Source organism: Streptomyces sp. HUAS TT7 (assembly GCF_051550175.1).
Classification (GTDB): Bacteria; Actinomycetota; Actinomycetes; order Streptomycetales; family Streptomycetaceae; genus Streptomyces.
In genome coordinates, this window is record NZ_CP196175.1 from 7,187,013 (window position 1) to 7,200,795 (window position 13,783).

The following is a 13,783-nucleotide window of genomic DNA, read 5'->3' on the forward strand; positions in this document are numbered from 1 at the left end:
AATGAGCTGGAGCCGCCGACGCGCAGCGCTGTGGGAACGCATCCCAGGAGGCCTCGACGGCCGCCGGATGCTGTCGGTCGCCTTCGTCGACAGGACCGGAAGCGGCCTCTGGGAAGCCGTCTCCGTTCTCTACTTCACTTACGTGGCCGGGCTCTCGCTCGCCCAGATCGGCACCCTGGTCGCCGCGTCCGGAGCCGTCGGAATCGCAGGGGCGCCCATCGGCGGCCGCATTGCCGACCGGCTGCCACTGACCCGCGTCCTCGTCGGCCTCCAGTCGCTGCGTGCCGTCGCCGCGTTCGCGCTCCTGACCACCGACAACTTCGTACTGCTGCTCGTGATCGCCTCCGTAGGAAGCTTCGGCGACCGCTCGGCCAACGTCCTGACCAAGCTGTACGCGGCTCGGATCGCGGGCTCCGACCGCGTCCGCTACCAGGCCGTCAGCCGGACCGTCGCCAACGCGGGCTGGGCCGTCGGCGGCCTCGCCGCCGCAGGCGCCCTCGCCATCGGCTCGGTCTCCGCCTACGAATGGCTCCTCGCGGGCAACGCCCTCTCGTTCGTCGGCTCCGCCCTCATCACAGCGCTCTGCGCCGAACCCCAGGCGCCCTCGCGCACGGTCGCCAAGTCCGGCGGCCCGGCGGCGAGGCCGAGCCCGACCAACCCCTGGCGCGACCGCCGCTACCTGGCCTTCGTGGCCAGTGAAACGGTCCTCTTCCTGGACGACGCGGTCTTCAAGGTCGGCCTCCCGCTCTGGACCGTGCACGCCACCGACGCCCCGCACGGACTGGTCCCGCTGCTCATGGTGCTCAACAACGTGATGGTGGTCGGCCTCCAGGTGCCTCTCGCGCGATTCGGCGCCACCACGGCGGCGGCCCGGCGGCTCCTGTTCCCGCTCTCCGTGATCTTCGCGCTCTCGGGCGTGGCCATCGCGGCCTCCGCGGTACACGGCGCCGCACTCGCGACCGCCTTCCTTCTGATCGCGACGGCCGCCTTCACGCTGGCCGAGATCATCCACGCGACGATCTCCTGGGAACTCTCGATCGCCCTCGCGCCCGACGAGGCACAGGGCGCCTACCTCGGGGTGCACGGCCTGGCCCAGTCCGTCCAGCGCAGCGTCGGCCCCCTCGCCGTCACCGCGGCCATCGCGACCGGACCGGTCGGCTGGATCACCTTCGGCACCGTCATCGCGGGAACCTGCCTGGTCCAGCACCGTCTCGCCCGGCCGCGCCTCGGGCGGACGCCGCTGTCAGTGCCGTCGGTTACGGTGAGTGAGCATTGATCAACACCGTGCTCAGGGGGAAACATGGCGCACGCCAATCACATCCGGGCCATCCGGCGCACACTCCGCCGTGAAATGCCGAGCACCGTCGGCCTGATCGCCGACGCGCACGACTTCGCGGCCATGACGAGATACCGATCCTTCGCCTTCGACGACCACACGGCCTACCTCCGCCAGGTCGAAGGCCTGCTTCGCGCACTCGCCGCCCAGGGCGCGCACACCACGGTCGCGCTCTTCGACCCGGACGAGTTCACCGAGTTCTGTACGTCGGAGGGCCTCGACCCGGACACGGCGGACAGCCGCACCCGCTTCACGGCCGAACTGGCGGCGGGCGGCGCCTGCGTGGCGTACGCGGGCCAGCCCATCGACAGCCTGGTTCCGCAACTCATCAACAAGGCCGTCCGCAAAGCGACTTGGGAGTACGCGACGCTGCTCCTGGCCGAGGCGGGGGAGTGCGCCGAATGCGGCCAGGACATCGGGCGCGCGGCATTCGACCGCGCCTCGCACCTCGTCCTGAGCCTGCTGGAAGCGGCCGGCCCGGGCACCCACCACCTGGTGTGCAGCATCCCCGCCCAGGCGGAACAGCTCATCGCCGTCCTCCACGCCGAGCGGGAGGGCTTCGACCCGGTACGGATCGACGAGACGGACGCGGCCGAGTTCGTGACCGTCCTCGCGGCGGGCATCGCCCTGCACAGCGCCGGAGGGCTGGTACTCCGTACGACTGAATCGGGCACCCCCGACCGACTGCACGGCTGGCGCCTGCACCAGGGCCGGCTCGACCCGCTGACCGCGGGCGAGGTCTTCAGCGCCTACTGCACCGACGCGGCGACCGGCGACCCCCTCGCCCCGGAACCCGACGTCGAATACCGCGCCGGATTCCCCGTCGACCAGCCCGACAGCCACCACTGAAGCAACGACGAGAACGACACAGGGGAGGCACGGAAAAGGGGCTCCCCGCCGCACCGCGACGGGAAGCCCCTCTCACACGGGTCTCACGACCACACCGGTCTCACGACCATCCGGTCACTCGCCGGACAGCACCGCCTGAGCGGCCTTGCGCGCATCGTCGGCGGTGTCCGCGGCACGAGCCGCAGACGCCGCCCGCTCGCACTGGGCAAGCGTGTACTTCGCCAGCGTCGCCCGCACATAAGGAATGGACGCCGCACCCATCGACAGGCTGGTCACACCAAGACCCGTCAGGACACAGGCCAGCAGCGGATCGGAGGCAGCCTCGCCACACACACCACAGCTCTTGCCCTCAGCCTTGGCGGCCTCGGCGGACAGCGAGATCAGGTCGAGCAGCGCGGGCTGCCACGGGTCCTGAAGCCGGGACACCGCGCCCACCTGGCGGTCGGCGGCGAAGGCGTACTGCGCAAGGTCGTTGGTGCCGAGCGAAAGGAACTCGACCTCCTGCAGGATCGAGCGGGCCCGGAGCGCGGCGGAGGGAATCTCCACCATCGCGCCGAACTTCGCCTGCAGCCCGGCCTCCCGGCACGCGTCGGCAAACGCCTTGGCGTCGATACGGTCGGCCACCATCGGCGCCATGACCTCGAGGTACACGGGCAGACCCTCGGCGGCCTTGGCCAGCGCGGTCAGCTGCGTACGCAGCACCTCGGGGTGGTCGAGCAGCGAGCGCAGACCACGCACACCGAGCGCCGGGTTGGGCTCGTCGGCCGGGGTCAGGAAGTCGAGCGGCTTGTCGGCGCCCGCGTCCAGAACCCGCACCACGACGCGCCCCTCGGGGAACGCCTCAAGCACCTTGCGGTACGCCTCGACCTGCTTCTCCTCGGACGGCGCCTTGGCGGAGTCGTCGAGGAAGAGGAACTCGGTACGGAACAGACCGACGCCCTCGGCGCCCGCCTCCACCGCGGCCGGTACATCGGCGGGACCGCCGACGTTCGCGAGCAGCGGCACCTTGTGGCCGTCCGAGGTGGCACCCGGACCGGACGAGGCGGACAGCGCGGCCTTGCGCTCGGCGGCGGCCCGCTCCAGCTCGGCCTGCTTCTCCTCGCTCGGGTCGACGAAAATCTCGCCCGTGCTGCCGTCCACGGCGACCAGCGTGCCTTCGGCCAGCTCACCGGCGCCGGGCAGGGCCACGATCGCCGGAACACCGAGCGCCCGCGCCAGGATGGCGCTGTGGCTGGTGGGCCCGCCCTCCTCGGTCACGAACCCGAGCACAAGGGCCGGGTCGAGCAGCGCGGTGTCGGCGGGCGCGAGGTCCCGCGCGATGAGCACGTACGGCTCGTCGCTGTCCGGCACACCCGGCATCGGCACGCCGAGCAGGCGCGCCACGATCCGGTTCCGTACGTCGTCGAGGTCGGCGACGCGTCCCGCCATGTACTCGCCGGCACCCGCGAGCAGCTCGCGGTAGTGCGAGAACGCGTCGTACACCGCGCGTTCGGCGGTGCTGCCGACGACGATGCGCCGGTCGACATCGGCCATCAGCTCCGGGTCCTGGGCGATCATCGCCTGGGCCTCGAGCACGGCCTGCGCCTCACCGCCGGCCAGATTGCCACGCGCCATCAGGTCGGCCGCCACAGCTTCCACGGCCTGGCGAGCGCGCCCCTGTTCGCGCTCGTGCTCCGATGCCGGGATCTGCTTGGCAGGCGGCTCGAGAACCGCCGTGCCCATGTGCCGAACCTCGCCGATCGCCACACCGTGGCTCACGCCGACGCCTCGCAGCGTTGTCTCCATCTCACCCGTCTCCGATAGTCGCGGCGGTCAGCGCCGCCGCCGTTGTTGTCCGTCCGGCGCGCCGTCGCAGCGGCGCGGGCGTCACTGCCAGCCGAACAGCGTGTCGCCGGCCTTCACGTCACCGCTGTCGACTACACCGGAGAGGGAGTCAGTGGTGGCCTCGAGAGCCACGATGGGACAAATGGCGGACTTGCCCGCGGCCTCGACGGCGGCCGGGTCCCAGCGCACGACCTCCTGGCCGCGCGTCACGGTGTCGCCCTTGTTGACGAGGAGCTCGAAGCCCTCGCCGTTGAGCTGAACGGTGTCGATTCCGAGGTGCGTCAGCACACCGTGGCCTTCGGCGTCGACGACGACGAAGGCGTGCGGGTGCAGGGACACAACGACGCCATCCACGGGCGCCACGGCCGCCGACGGCTCACGTACGGGATCAATAGCGGTGCCGGGGCCCACCATCGCGCCGGAGAAGACGGGGTCGGGCACTGCAGCGAGCCCGATGGCCTTTCCAGCAAGTGGGGACGTCACGCTAGTCATGGGGAGCCTCCCAGGGGCGGAGCTTCTAGTGTCGCCGTCACTACCTGTCCTGGACGGCGTACTGTTCAGAAGGGTAAGTCATAAGAAGTCCTAGTTCCGCACGACAGGTGCCGGTTGGCGGACCTAGGTGCACACCGGAAACGATTTGCCTCAACTCCCGGTGGCCTGTACTGTCGTACTCCTGCCTGACCCCATCACAACTCTGTGATTCGGCGGTCGGCGGCGCCTACCAAGTCACGATCCTAACCCGGATTTCCGACTCTGCATGCTTGCGGAGACGGTGGTCAGGAAGACGAAAAAGACTTGCTAGAGTCTGAATCGCCGGAAAGCCGATAAGGCCGGAAAGCGAAATCCCCGCTCCAGCGGGTGGCAGAAACGGGAAATCGGATCTGCTAAGCTGGGAACACGAAATGCCGAAGGGAAGCGCCCGGAGGAAAGCCTGAGAGGGTGAGTACGAAGGAAGCGTCCGTTCCTTGAGAACTCAACAGCGTGCCAAAAGTCAACGCCAGATTGACAACCCCGTATCCGCTCCGGCGGATCGAGGTTCCTTTGAAAAGTCCATCCGTCCCCTTTTGGGGTGTGGGTGGCGACAAACACAGCGAGGACGCTGTGGACGGGCCGCCTTATTCCGGTGGTTCCGTCCCGCTCTTACGTGATGTGTGCACCCGATGACGGGTAAACATTCATGGAGAGTTTGATCCTGGCTCAGGACGAACGCTGGCGGCGTGCTTAACACATGCAAGTCGAACGATGAAGCCCTTCGGGGTGGATTAGTGGCGAACGGGTGAGTAACACGTGGGCAATCTGCCCTTCACTCTGGGACAAGCCCTGGAAACGGGGTCTAATACCGGATAACACCTTCCACCGCATGGTGGGGGGTTGAAAGCTCCGGCGGTGAAGGATGAGCCCGCGGCCTATCAGCTTGTTGGTGGGGTGATGGCCTACCAAGGCGACGACGGGTAGCCGGCCTGAGAGGGCGACCGGCCACACTGGGACTGAGACACGGCCCAGACTCCTACGGGAGGCAGCAGTGGGGAATATTGCACAATGGGCGAAAGCCTGATGCAGCGACGCCGCGTGAGGGATGACGGCCTTCGGGTTGTAAACCTCTTTCAGCAGGGAAGAAGCGCAAGTGACGGTACCTGCAGAAGAAGCGCCGGCTAACTACGTGCCAGCAGCCGCGGTAATACGTAGGGCGCAAGCGTTGTCCGGAATTATTGGGCGTAAAGAGCTCGTAGGCGGCCAGTCGCGTCGGATGTGAAAGCCCGGGGCTTAACCCCGGGTCTGCATTCGATACGGGCTGGCTAGAGTGTGGTAGGGGAGATCGGAATTCCTGGTGTAGCGGTGAAATGCGCAGATATCAGGAGGAACACCGGTGGCGAAGGCGGATCTCTGGGCCATTACTGACGCTGAGGAGCGAAAGCGTGGGGAGCGAACAGGATTAGATACCCTGGTAGTCCACGCCGTAAACGTTGGGAACTAGGTGTTGGCGACATTCCACGTCGTCGGTGCCGCAGCTAACGCATTAAGTTCCCCGCCTGGGGAGTACGGCCGCAAGGCTAAAACTCAAAGGAATTGACGGGGGCCCGCACAAGCAGCGGAGCATGTGGCTTAATTCGACGCAACGCGAAGAACCTTACCAAGGCTTGACATATACCGGAAAACATCAGAGATGGTGTCCCCCTTGTGGTCGGTATACAGGTGGTGCATGGCTGTCGTCAGCTCGTGTCGTGAGATGTTGGGTTAAGTCCCGCAACGAGCGCAACCCTTGTTCTGTGTTGCCAGCATGCCCTTCGGGGTGATGGGGACTCACAGGAGACTGCCGGGGTCAACTCGGAGGAAGGTGGGGACGACGTCAAGTCATCATGCCCCTTATGTCTTGGGCTGCACACGTGCTACAATGGCCGGTACAAAGAGCTGCGATGCCGTGAGGCGGAGCGAATCTCAAAAAGCCGGTCTCAGTTCGGATTGGGGTCTGCAACTCGACCCCATGAAGTCGGAGTTGCTAGTAATCGCAGATCAGCATTGCTGCGGTGAATACGTTCCCGGGCCTTGTACACACCGCCCGTCACGTCACGAAAGTCGGTAACACCCGAAGCCGGTGGCCCAACCCCTTGTGGGAGGGAGCTGTCGAAGGTGGGACTGGCGATTGGGACGAAGTCGTAACAAGGTAGCCGTACCGGAAGGTGCGGCTGGATCACCTCCTTTCTAAGGAGCACAGCACCGTCTGCAGGCAAGTGTCCTGCACGGTCAGCTCATGGGTGGAACGTTGACTATTCGGCGCTCTCGGCCGGTTCGGGCCGCAAGTACTGCTCTTCGGAGCGTGGAACGCGGGTCGGGTACGGACGGGAGGGCCGGGCACGCTGTTGGGTGTCTGAAGGTGCGGCCGTGAAGGTTGTGTCTTCGGTTGCCGGCCCCAGTGCACTCCACTGCAAGGTGGGGGTGATGGGTGGCTGGTCGTTGTTTGAGAACTGCACAGTGGACGCGAGCATCTGTGGCCAAGTTTTTAAGGGCGCACGGTGGATGCCTTGGCACCAGGAACCGATGAAGGACGTGGGAGGCCACGATAGTCCCCGGGGAGCCGTCAACCAGGCTTTGATCCGGGGGTTTCCGAATGGGGAAACCCGGCAGTCGTCATGGGCTGTCACCCGTACCTGAACACATAGGGTATGTGGAGGGAACGAGGGGAAGTGAAACATCTCAGTACCCTCAGGAAGAGAAAACAACCGTGATTCCGGGAGTAGTGGCGAGCGAAACCGGATGAGGCCAAACCGTATGCGTGTGATACCCGGCAGGGGTTGCGCATGCGGGGTTGTGGGATCTCTCTTCTGTCGTCTGCCGGCGACAGGGCGAGTCAGAAACCGTATGGATAGGCGAAGGACATGCGAAAGGTCCGGCGTAGAGGGTAAGACCCCCGTAGCTGAAATTCATGCGGCTCGTTTGAGAGACACCCAAGTAGCACGGGGCCCGAGAAATCCCGTGTGAATCTGGCGGGACCACCCGCTAAGCCTAAATATTCCCTGGTGACCGATAGCGGATAGTACCGTGAGGGAATGGTGAAAAGTACCGCGGGAGCGGAGTGAAATAGTACCTGAAACCGTGTGCCTACAAGCCGTGGGAGCGTCGCGTTGAGTACTTGTACTCAACGTCGTGACTGCGTGCCTTTTGAAGAATGAGCCTGCGAGTTAGCGGTGTGTAGCGAGGTTAACCCGTGTGGGGAAGCCGTAGCGAAAGCGAGTCCGAACAGGGCGTTTGAGTTGCACGCTCTAGACCCGAAGCGGAGTGATCTAGCCATGGGCAGGTTGAAGCGGCTGTAAGAGGTCGTGGAGGACCGAACCCACCAGGGTTGAAAACCTGGGGGATGACCTGTGGTTAGGGGTGAAAGGCCAATCAAACTCCGTGATAGCTGGTTCTCCCCGAAATGCATTTAGGTGCAGCGTCGTGTGTTTCTTGCCGGAGGTAGAGCACTGGATAGGCGATGGGCCCTACCGGGTTACTGACCTTAGCCAAACTCCGAATGCCGGTAAGTGAGAGCGCGGCAGTGAGACTGTGGGGGATAAGCTCCATGGTCGAGAGGGAAACAGCCCAGAGCATCGACTAAGGCCCCTAAGCGTACGCTAAGTGGGAAAGGATGTGGAGTCGCAGAGACAACCAGGAGGTTGGCTTAGAAGCAGCCACCCTTGAAAGAGTGCGTAATAGCTCACTGGTCAAGTGATTCCGCGCCGACAATGTAGCGGGGCTCAAGCGTACCGCCGAAGTCGTGTCAATCCAGCAATAGGGCCAACGCCTGTTGGGTTGGGTAGGGGAGCGTCGTGTGCCGGGTGAAGCTGCAGCGGAAGCTAGTGGTGGACGGTTCACGAGTGAGAATGCAGGCATGAGTAGCGATACACACGTGAGAAACGTGTGCGCCGATTGACTAAGGGTTCCTGGGTCAAGCTGATCTGCCCAGGGTAAGTCGGGACCTAAGGCGAGGCCGACAGGCGTAGTCGATGGACAACCGGTTGATATTCCGGTACCCGCTTTGAAACGCCCAGTATCGAGCCCATTAATGCTAAGGCCGTGAAGCCGTTCCGGACCCTTCGGGGAATGGAAAGTGGTGGAGCCGTCGACCCAAGGTGGTAGTAGGTAAGCGATGGGGTGACGCAGGAAGGTAGTCCAGCCCGGGCGGTGGTTGTCCCGGGGTAAGGGTGTAGGCCGTGCGGTAGGCAAATCCGTCGCACGTTGAGGCTGAGACCTGATGCCGAGCCGATTGTGGTGAAGTGGATGATCCTATGCTGTCGAGAAAAGCCTCTAGCGAGTTTCATGGCGGCCCGTACCCTAAACCGACTCAGGTGGTCAGGTAGAGAATACCGAGGCGTTCGGGTGAACTATGGTTAAGGAACTCGGCAAAATGCCCCCGTAACTTCGGGAGAAGGGGGGCCACAACTGGTGATGAGTCTTGCACTCTGAGCTGGGGGTGGCCGCAGAGACCAGCGAGAAGCGACTGTTTACTAAAAACACAGGTCCGTGCGAAGCCGTAAGGCGATGTATACGGACTGACGCCTGCCCGGTGCTGGAACGTTAAGGGGACCGGTTAGTCACATTTCGGTGTGGCGAAGCTGAGAACTTAAGCGCCAGTAAACGGCGGTGGTAACTATAACCATCCTAAGGTAGCGAAATTCCTTGTCGGGTAAGTTCCGACCTGCACGAATGGCGTAACGACTTCTCGACTGTCTCAACCATAGGCCCGGTGAAATTGCACTACGAGTAAAGATGCTCGTTTCGCGCAGCAGGACGGAAAGACCCCGGGACCTTTACTACAGTTTGATATTGGTGTTCGGTTCGGCTTGTGTAGGATAGGTGGGAGACTGTGAAGCCTTGACGCCAGTCATGGTGGAGTCGTCGTTGAAATACCACTCTGGTCGTGCTGGATGTCTAACCTCGGTCCGTGATCCGGATCAGGGACAGTGTCTGATGGGTAGTTTAACTGGGGCGGTTGCCTCCTAAAGAGTAACGGAGGCGCCCAAAGGTTCCCTCAGCCTGGTTGGCAATCAGGTGTTGAGTGTAAGTGCACAAGGGAGCTTGACTGTGAGACCGACGGGTCGAGCAGGGACGAAAGTCGGGACTAGTGATCCGGCGGTGGCTTGTGGAAGCGCCGTCGCTCAACGGATAAAAGGTACCCCGGGGATAACAGGCTGATCTTCCCCAAGAGTCCATATCGACGGGATGGTTTGGCACCTCGATGTCGGCTCGTCGCATCCTGGGGCTGGAGTCGGTCCCAAGGGTTGGGCTGTTCGCCCATTAAAGCGGTACGCGAGCTGGGTTTAGAACGTCGTGAGACAGTTCGGTCCCTATCCGCTGCGCGCGCAGGAATATTGAGAAGGGCTGTCCCTAGTACGAGAGGACCGGGACGGACGAACCTCTGGTGTGCCAGTTGTCCTGCCAAGGGCATGGCTGGTTGGCTACGTTCGGAAAGGATAACCGCTGAAAGCATCTAAGCGGGAAGCCTGCTTCGAGATGAGTGTTCCCACCCACTTGATGGGGTAAGGCTCCCAGTAGACGACTGGGTTGATAGGCCAGATGTGGAAGCCCGGTAACGGGTGGAGCTGACTGGTACTAATAGGCCGAGGGCTTGTCCTCAGTTGCTCGCGTCCACTGTGTTTGTTCTGAAGCAATGAACAGCCGTGAGAACCCCTGGTTTCGGTGGGTTCCGGTGTTCAACTTCATAGTGTTTCGGTGGTCATAGCGTTAGGGAAACACCCGGTTACATTCCGAACCCGGAAGCTAAGCCTTTCAGCGCCGATGGTACTGCAGGGGGGACCCTGTGGGAGAGTAGGACGCCGCCGAACAAATTGTGGGGAAAGCCCCGCACCAGGTCCGTATACACGGATCACGGTGCGGGGCTTTCTCGCGTTTCAGGGGCATTTGAGGTCGGCGTTTGCGGTCCTGAGAGCCCGTGCCCGTACCCCTGTGCATCCGTCAGCCTGGCTGACGGTAGGGTCAGGGGGCATCGTTGGCACATTTCCCACAGGAGGCCCCCGGGTGGAGGTCCAGGAGACTCGCGTTCAGACGGACCGGGTGCTCACCATCCCCAACATTCTCAGCATGGCGCGCCTCGTCGGCGTACCGCTCTTCCTGTGGCTGATTCTCCGCCCCGTCTTTGGCGGGCCGAACAGCGATGGCTGGGCCCTGCTGGTCTTGGCGCTGAGCGGTGTCAGCGACTACTTGGACGGGAAGCTGGCTCGGCGGTGGAACCAGATCAGCAATCTGGGGCGACTGCTCGACCCGGCCGCCGACCGGTTGTACATCCTTTCCACGCTGGTGGGCCTCACCTGGCGGGAGATCCTGCCGATTTGGTTGACCGCTGCCCTTGTGGCTCGTGAGTTGATGCTTCTGGTGATGGTGGGAATCCTTCGCCGGCACGGCTATCCGCCGCCCCAGGTGAACTTCTTGGGTAAGGCCGCGACGTTCAACTTGATGTACGCCTTCCCGCTGCTCCTGCTCAGTGACGGAAGCGGATGGCTTGCCTCCCTTGCGGCGATTTTCGGATGGGCGTTCGCAGGATGGGGTACAACTCTCTATTGGTGGGCAGGAATCCTGTATGTGGTTCAGGTCCGCCGGTTGGTGAAGGCGGACGTAGCGGCCGATTGAGCTCGGCGACCAGCGGGCCCCGGCGGCGAGTCGGCAGCCGTGTGTGACGCCAGAGGCCTGCCCGTTCGGGCGAAGTCGGCCAAACCGTCGTCTCTTCGAGGAGGACGTTTCCGACATGAAGGCCGTCGTGATGGCTGGTGGCGAGGGCACACGCCTTCGCCCCATGACCTCGAGCATGCCCAAGCCGCTCCTGCCGGTAGTGAACCGGCCGATCATGGAGCATGTGCTGCGGCTGCTCAAGCGGCATGGGCTCAATGAGACTGTCGTGACCGTACAGTTCCTGGCGTCTCTCGTCAGGAACTATTTCGGTGACGGGGAAGAGCTCGGAATGGAGCTCACCTATGCCAACGAGGAGAAGCCTCTCGGTACTGCGGGCAGCGTCAAGAATGCCGAGGCAGCCCTCAAGGACGATGCCTTCCTGGTCATCTCGGGTGATGCCCTCACCGATTTCGACCTGACCGACCTCATCAATTTCCACAAGGAGAAGGGCGCACTCGTCACGGTGTGCCTGACCCGTGTGCCCAATCCCCTCGAATTCGGCATCACCATTGTCGACGAAGAGGGCAAGGTCGAGCGCTTTCTGGAGAAGCCGACGTGGGGGCAGGTTTTCTCCGACACCGTGAATACGGGCATCTACGTGATGGAGCCCGAGGTATTCGACTACGTCGAGGCCGACAAGTCCGTCGACTGGTCCGGTGATGTCTTCCCGCAGCTCATGAAGGAAGGCAAGCCGATCTACGGCTATGTCGCCGAGGGTTACTGGGAGGATGTCGGCACGCACGAGAGCTACGTCAAGGCGCAGGCCGACGTACTCGAAGGCAAGGTCGACGTGGAGATCGACGGCTTCGAGATCTCCCCGGGGGTGTGGGTCGCGGAAGGCGCGGAAGTGCATCCCGACGCCGTGCTTCGCGGACCTCTTTACGTCGGCGACTACGCGAAGGTGGAAGCGGATGTGGAGATCCGCGAGCACACCGTCGTGGGATCGAACGTGGTCGTCAAGAGCGGCGCATTCCTGCACAAGGCCGTCGTCCACGACAACGTCTACATTGGTCAGCACAGCAATCTGCGTGGCTGCGTGATCGGCAAGAACACCGACATCATGCGGGCCGCCCGGATCGAGGACGGCGCCGTCATCGGGGACGAATGCCTTGTCGGCGAGGAATCGATTGTCCAGGGGAATGTCAGGGTCTACCCCTTCAAGACCATCGAGGCCGGCGCTTTCGTCAACACCTCGGTGATCTGGGAGTCGCGGGGCCAGGCCCACCTCTTCGGGGCCCGGGGTGTTTCCGGGATCCTCAATGTCGAGATCACGCCGGAGCTGGCCGTACGCCTCGCGGGTGCGTACGCGACCACGCTCAAGAAGGGGTCGACCGTCACCACGGCGCGTGACCACTCCCGCGGTGCGCGGGCGCTGAAGCGGGCCGTCATCTCGGCGCTGCAGGCCAGTGCCATAGACGTACGGGATCTGGAGAACGTGCCGCTGCCGGTCGCGCGGCAGCAGACCGCGCGGGGCAGCGCCGGCGGGATCATGATCCGTACGTCGCCTGGTGTGCCGGATTCCGTCGACATCATGTTCTTCGACGAGCGGGGCGCCGACCTCTCGCAGGCCGGGCAGCGCAAGCTCGACCGGGTCTACGCACGCCAGGAGTACCGGCGGGCCTTCCCGGGGGAGATCGGCGATCTGCAGTTCCCCTCCAGCGTCTTCGACTCGTACACCGGGTCGCTGCTGCGCACGGCCGACACCACCGGCATCGCGGAGGCCGGGCTCAAGGTTGTCGTGGACGCGTCCAACGGGAGCGCCGGCCTGGTGCTGCCAAGCCTGCTCGGTCGGCTCAAGGTGGACTCGCTGACCATCAATCCGGGTCTGGACGAGTCCCGGCCCACCGAGTCCGCGGAGAGCCGGCGAGCCGGGCTCGTGAGGCTCGGAGAGATCGTCGCGTCGGCGCGAGCCGCGTTCGGGGTGCGGTTCGACCCGGTCGGCGAGCGGCTCTCGCTGGTCGACGAGCGCGGCCGGATCGTCGAGGACGACCGGGCGCTCCTTGTGATGCTGGACCTGGTCGCCGCCGAGCGGCGCAGCGGCCGGGTGGCCCTGCCGGTCACGACGACCAGAATCGCCGAACAGGTCGCGGCATACCACGGCACTCAGGTGGAGTGGACGACCACTTCGCCGGACGATCTGACGAGGGTGGGCCGCGAGGAGTCCACGATCTTCGGCGGCGACGGGCGCGGCGGGTTCATCGTGCCCGAGTTCAGCAGCGTCTTCGACGGTGCTGCCGCGTTCGTGCGGCTCATCGGGCTGGTCGCGCGCACCCAGCTCACGCTGAGCCAGATCGACGCGCGGATACCGCAGGCGCATGTGCTGAAGCGGGACATCCCGACGCCGTGGGCCGTCAAGGGCATGGTGATGCGGCGGGTCGTGGAGGCCGCAGGGGGCCGGTTCGTGGATACGACGGACGGTGTACGGGTCGTGGAGGCCGACGGCCGCTGGGTGATGGTGCTGCCCGATCCGGCCGAGGCCGTCACCCATCTGTGGGCCGAGGGGCCGGACGACGTGTCGGCGCAGGCGCTGCTCGACGAATGGGCCGCGGTGGTCGACAGCGCAGGTCACTGACGTCGTAAGGGTGTGCCGGGCCGGGCTTGGACGTGCGGCCC

At 64.2% G+C, this 13,783-nt stretch carries 6 protein-coding genes and 3 rRNA genes; 7 read left to right on the forward strand and 2 right to left on the reverse strand.

Annotated features, from left to right (window positions below):
- The first annotated feature begins 1 nt into the window (after position 1).
- Complete coding sequence (locus tag ACSHXC_RS32425; protein ID WP_438294923.1) at positions 2-1,276, forward strand: MFS transporter; 1,275 nt, start codon at positions 2-4, stop codon at positions 1,274-1,276.
- 24 nt (positions 1,277-1,300) lie between these two features.
- The gene (locus ACSHXC_RS32430; RefSeq protein ID WP_438294924.1) at positions 1,301-2,185 is read left to right on the forward strand and encodes a hypothetical protein; all 885 of its coding nucleotides are present in this window, start codon (positions 1,301-1,303) and stop codon (positions 2,183-2,185) included.
- A 114-nt stretch (positions 2,186-2,299) separates the two neighbouring features.
- On the opposite strand, the gene ptsP is transcribed toward ACSHXC_RS32430, so the two are convergent.
- Together ptsP and ACSHXC_RS32440 are read right to left on the reverse strand one after the other, a co-directional pair.
- The gene (gene ptsP / locus ACSHXC_RS32435) at positions 2,300-3,970 is read right to left on the reverse strand and encodes a phosphoenolpyruvate--protein phosphotransferase (RefSeq protein ID WP_438294925.1); all 1,671 of its coding nucleotides are present in this window, start codon (positions 3,968-3,970) and stop codon (positions 2,300-2,302) included.
- 81 nt (positions 3,971-4,051) lie between these two features.
- Positions 4,052-4,501 carry a PTS sugar transporter subunit IIA gene (locus tag ACSHXC_RS32440; RefSeq protein ID WP_438294926.1) on the reverse strand — a complete coding sequence of 150 codons (450 nt, stop codon included), beginning with the start codon at positions 4,499-4,501 and terminating at the stop codon, positions 4,052-4,054.
- Between the two features lie 682 nt (positions 4,502-5,183).
- Here ACSHXC_RS32440 and ACSHXC_RS32445 point away from each other — a divergent pair.
- The 5 genes from ACSHXC_RS32445 (at position 5,184) to ACSHXC_RS32465 (ending at position 13,742) form a co-directional block, all read left to right on the forward strand.
- Positions 5,184-6,709: ribosomal RNA gene (locus tag ACSHXC_RS32445) — 16S ribosomal RNA — on the forward strand.
- A gap of 288 nt (positions 6,710-6,997) precedes the next feature.
- Positions 6,998-10,120 (forward strand): 23S ribosomal RNA (locus tag ACSHXC_RS32450).
- 92 nt (positions 10,121-10,212) lie between these two features.
- A 5S ribosomal RNA gene (gene rrf / locus ACSHXC_RS32455) occupies positions 10,213-10,329 on the forward strand.
- Together the 16S, 23S and 5S rRNA genes form the textbook arrangement of a ribosomal RNA operon.
- Before the next feature lie 193 nt (positions 10,330-10,522).
- Positions 10,523-11,131, forward strand: a complete 609-nt coding sequence (locus ACSHXC_RS32460) for a CDP-alcohol phosphatidyltransferase family protein (protein ID WP_189960694.1) — start codon at positions 10,523-10,525, stop codon at positions 11,129-11,131.
- Positions 11,132-11,246: 115 nt separating this feature from the next.
- Positions 11,247-13,742: a sugar phosphate nucleotidyltransferase gene (locus ACSHXC_RS32465; RefSeq protein WP_399489928.1), complete on the forward strand. Its 2,496-nt coding sequence runs from the start codon at positions 11,247-11,249 to the stop codon at positions 13,740-13,742.
- The last annotated feature ends 41 nt before the right edge of the window (positions 13,743-13,783 follow it).

Bases quoted from the DNA above. Each gene is read 5' to 3' on its own strand.
- ACSHXC_RS32425 (WP_438294923.1), top strand. From the start codon at position 2: ATGAGCTGGAGCCGCCGACGCGCAGCGCTGTGGGAACGCATCCCAGGA.
- ACSHXC_RS32430 (WP_438294924.1), top strand. From the start codon at position 1,301: ATGGCGCACGCCAATCACATCCGGGCCATCCGGCGCACACTCCGCCGT.
- ptsP (WP_438294925.1), bottom strand. From the start codon at position 3,970: ATGGAGACAACGCTGCGAGGCGTCGGCGTGAGCCACGGTGTGGCGATC.
- ACSHXC_RS32440 (WP_438294926.1), bottom strand. From the start codon at position 4,501: ATGACTAGCGTGACGTCCCCACTTGCTGGAAAGGCCATCGGGCTCGCT.
- ACSHXC_RS32465 (WP_399489928.1), top strand. From the start codon at position 11,247: ATGAAGGCCGTCGTGATGGCTGGTGGCGAGGGCACACGCCTTCGCCCC.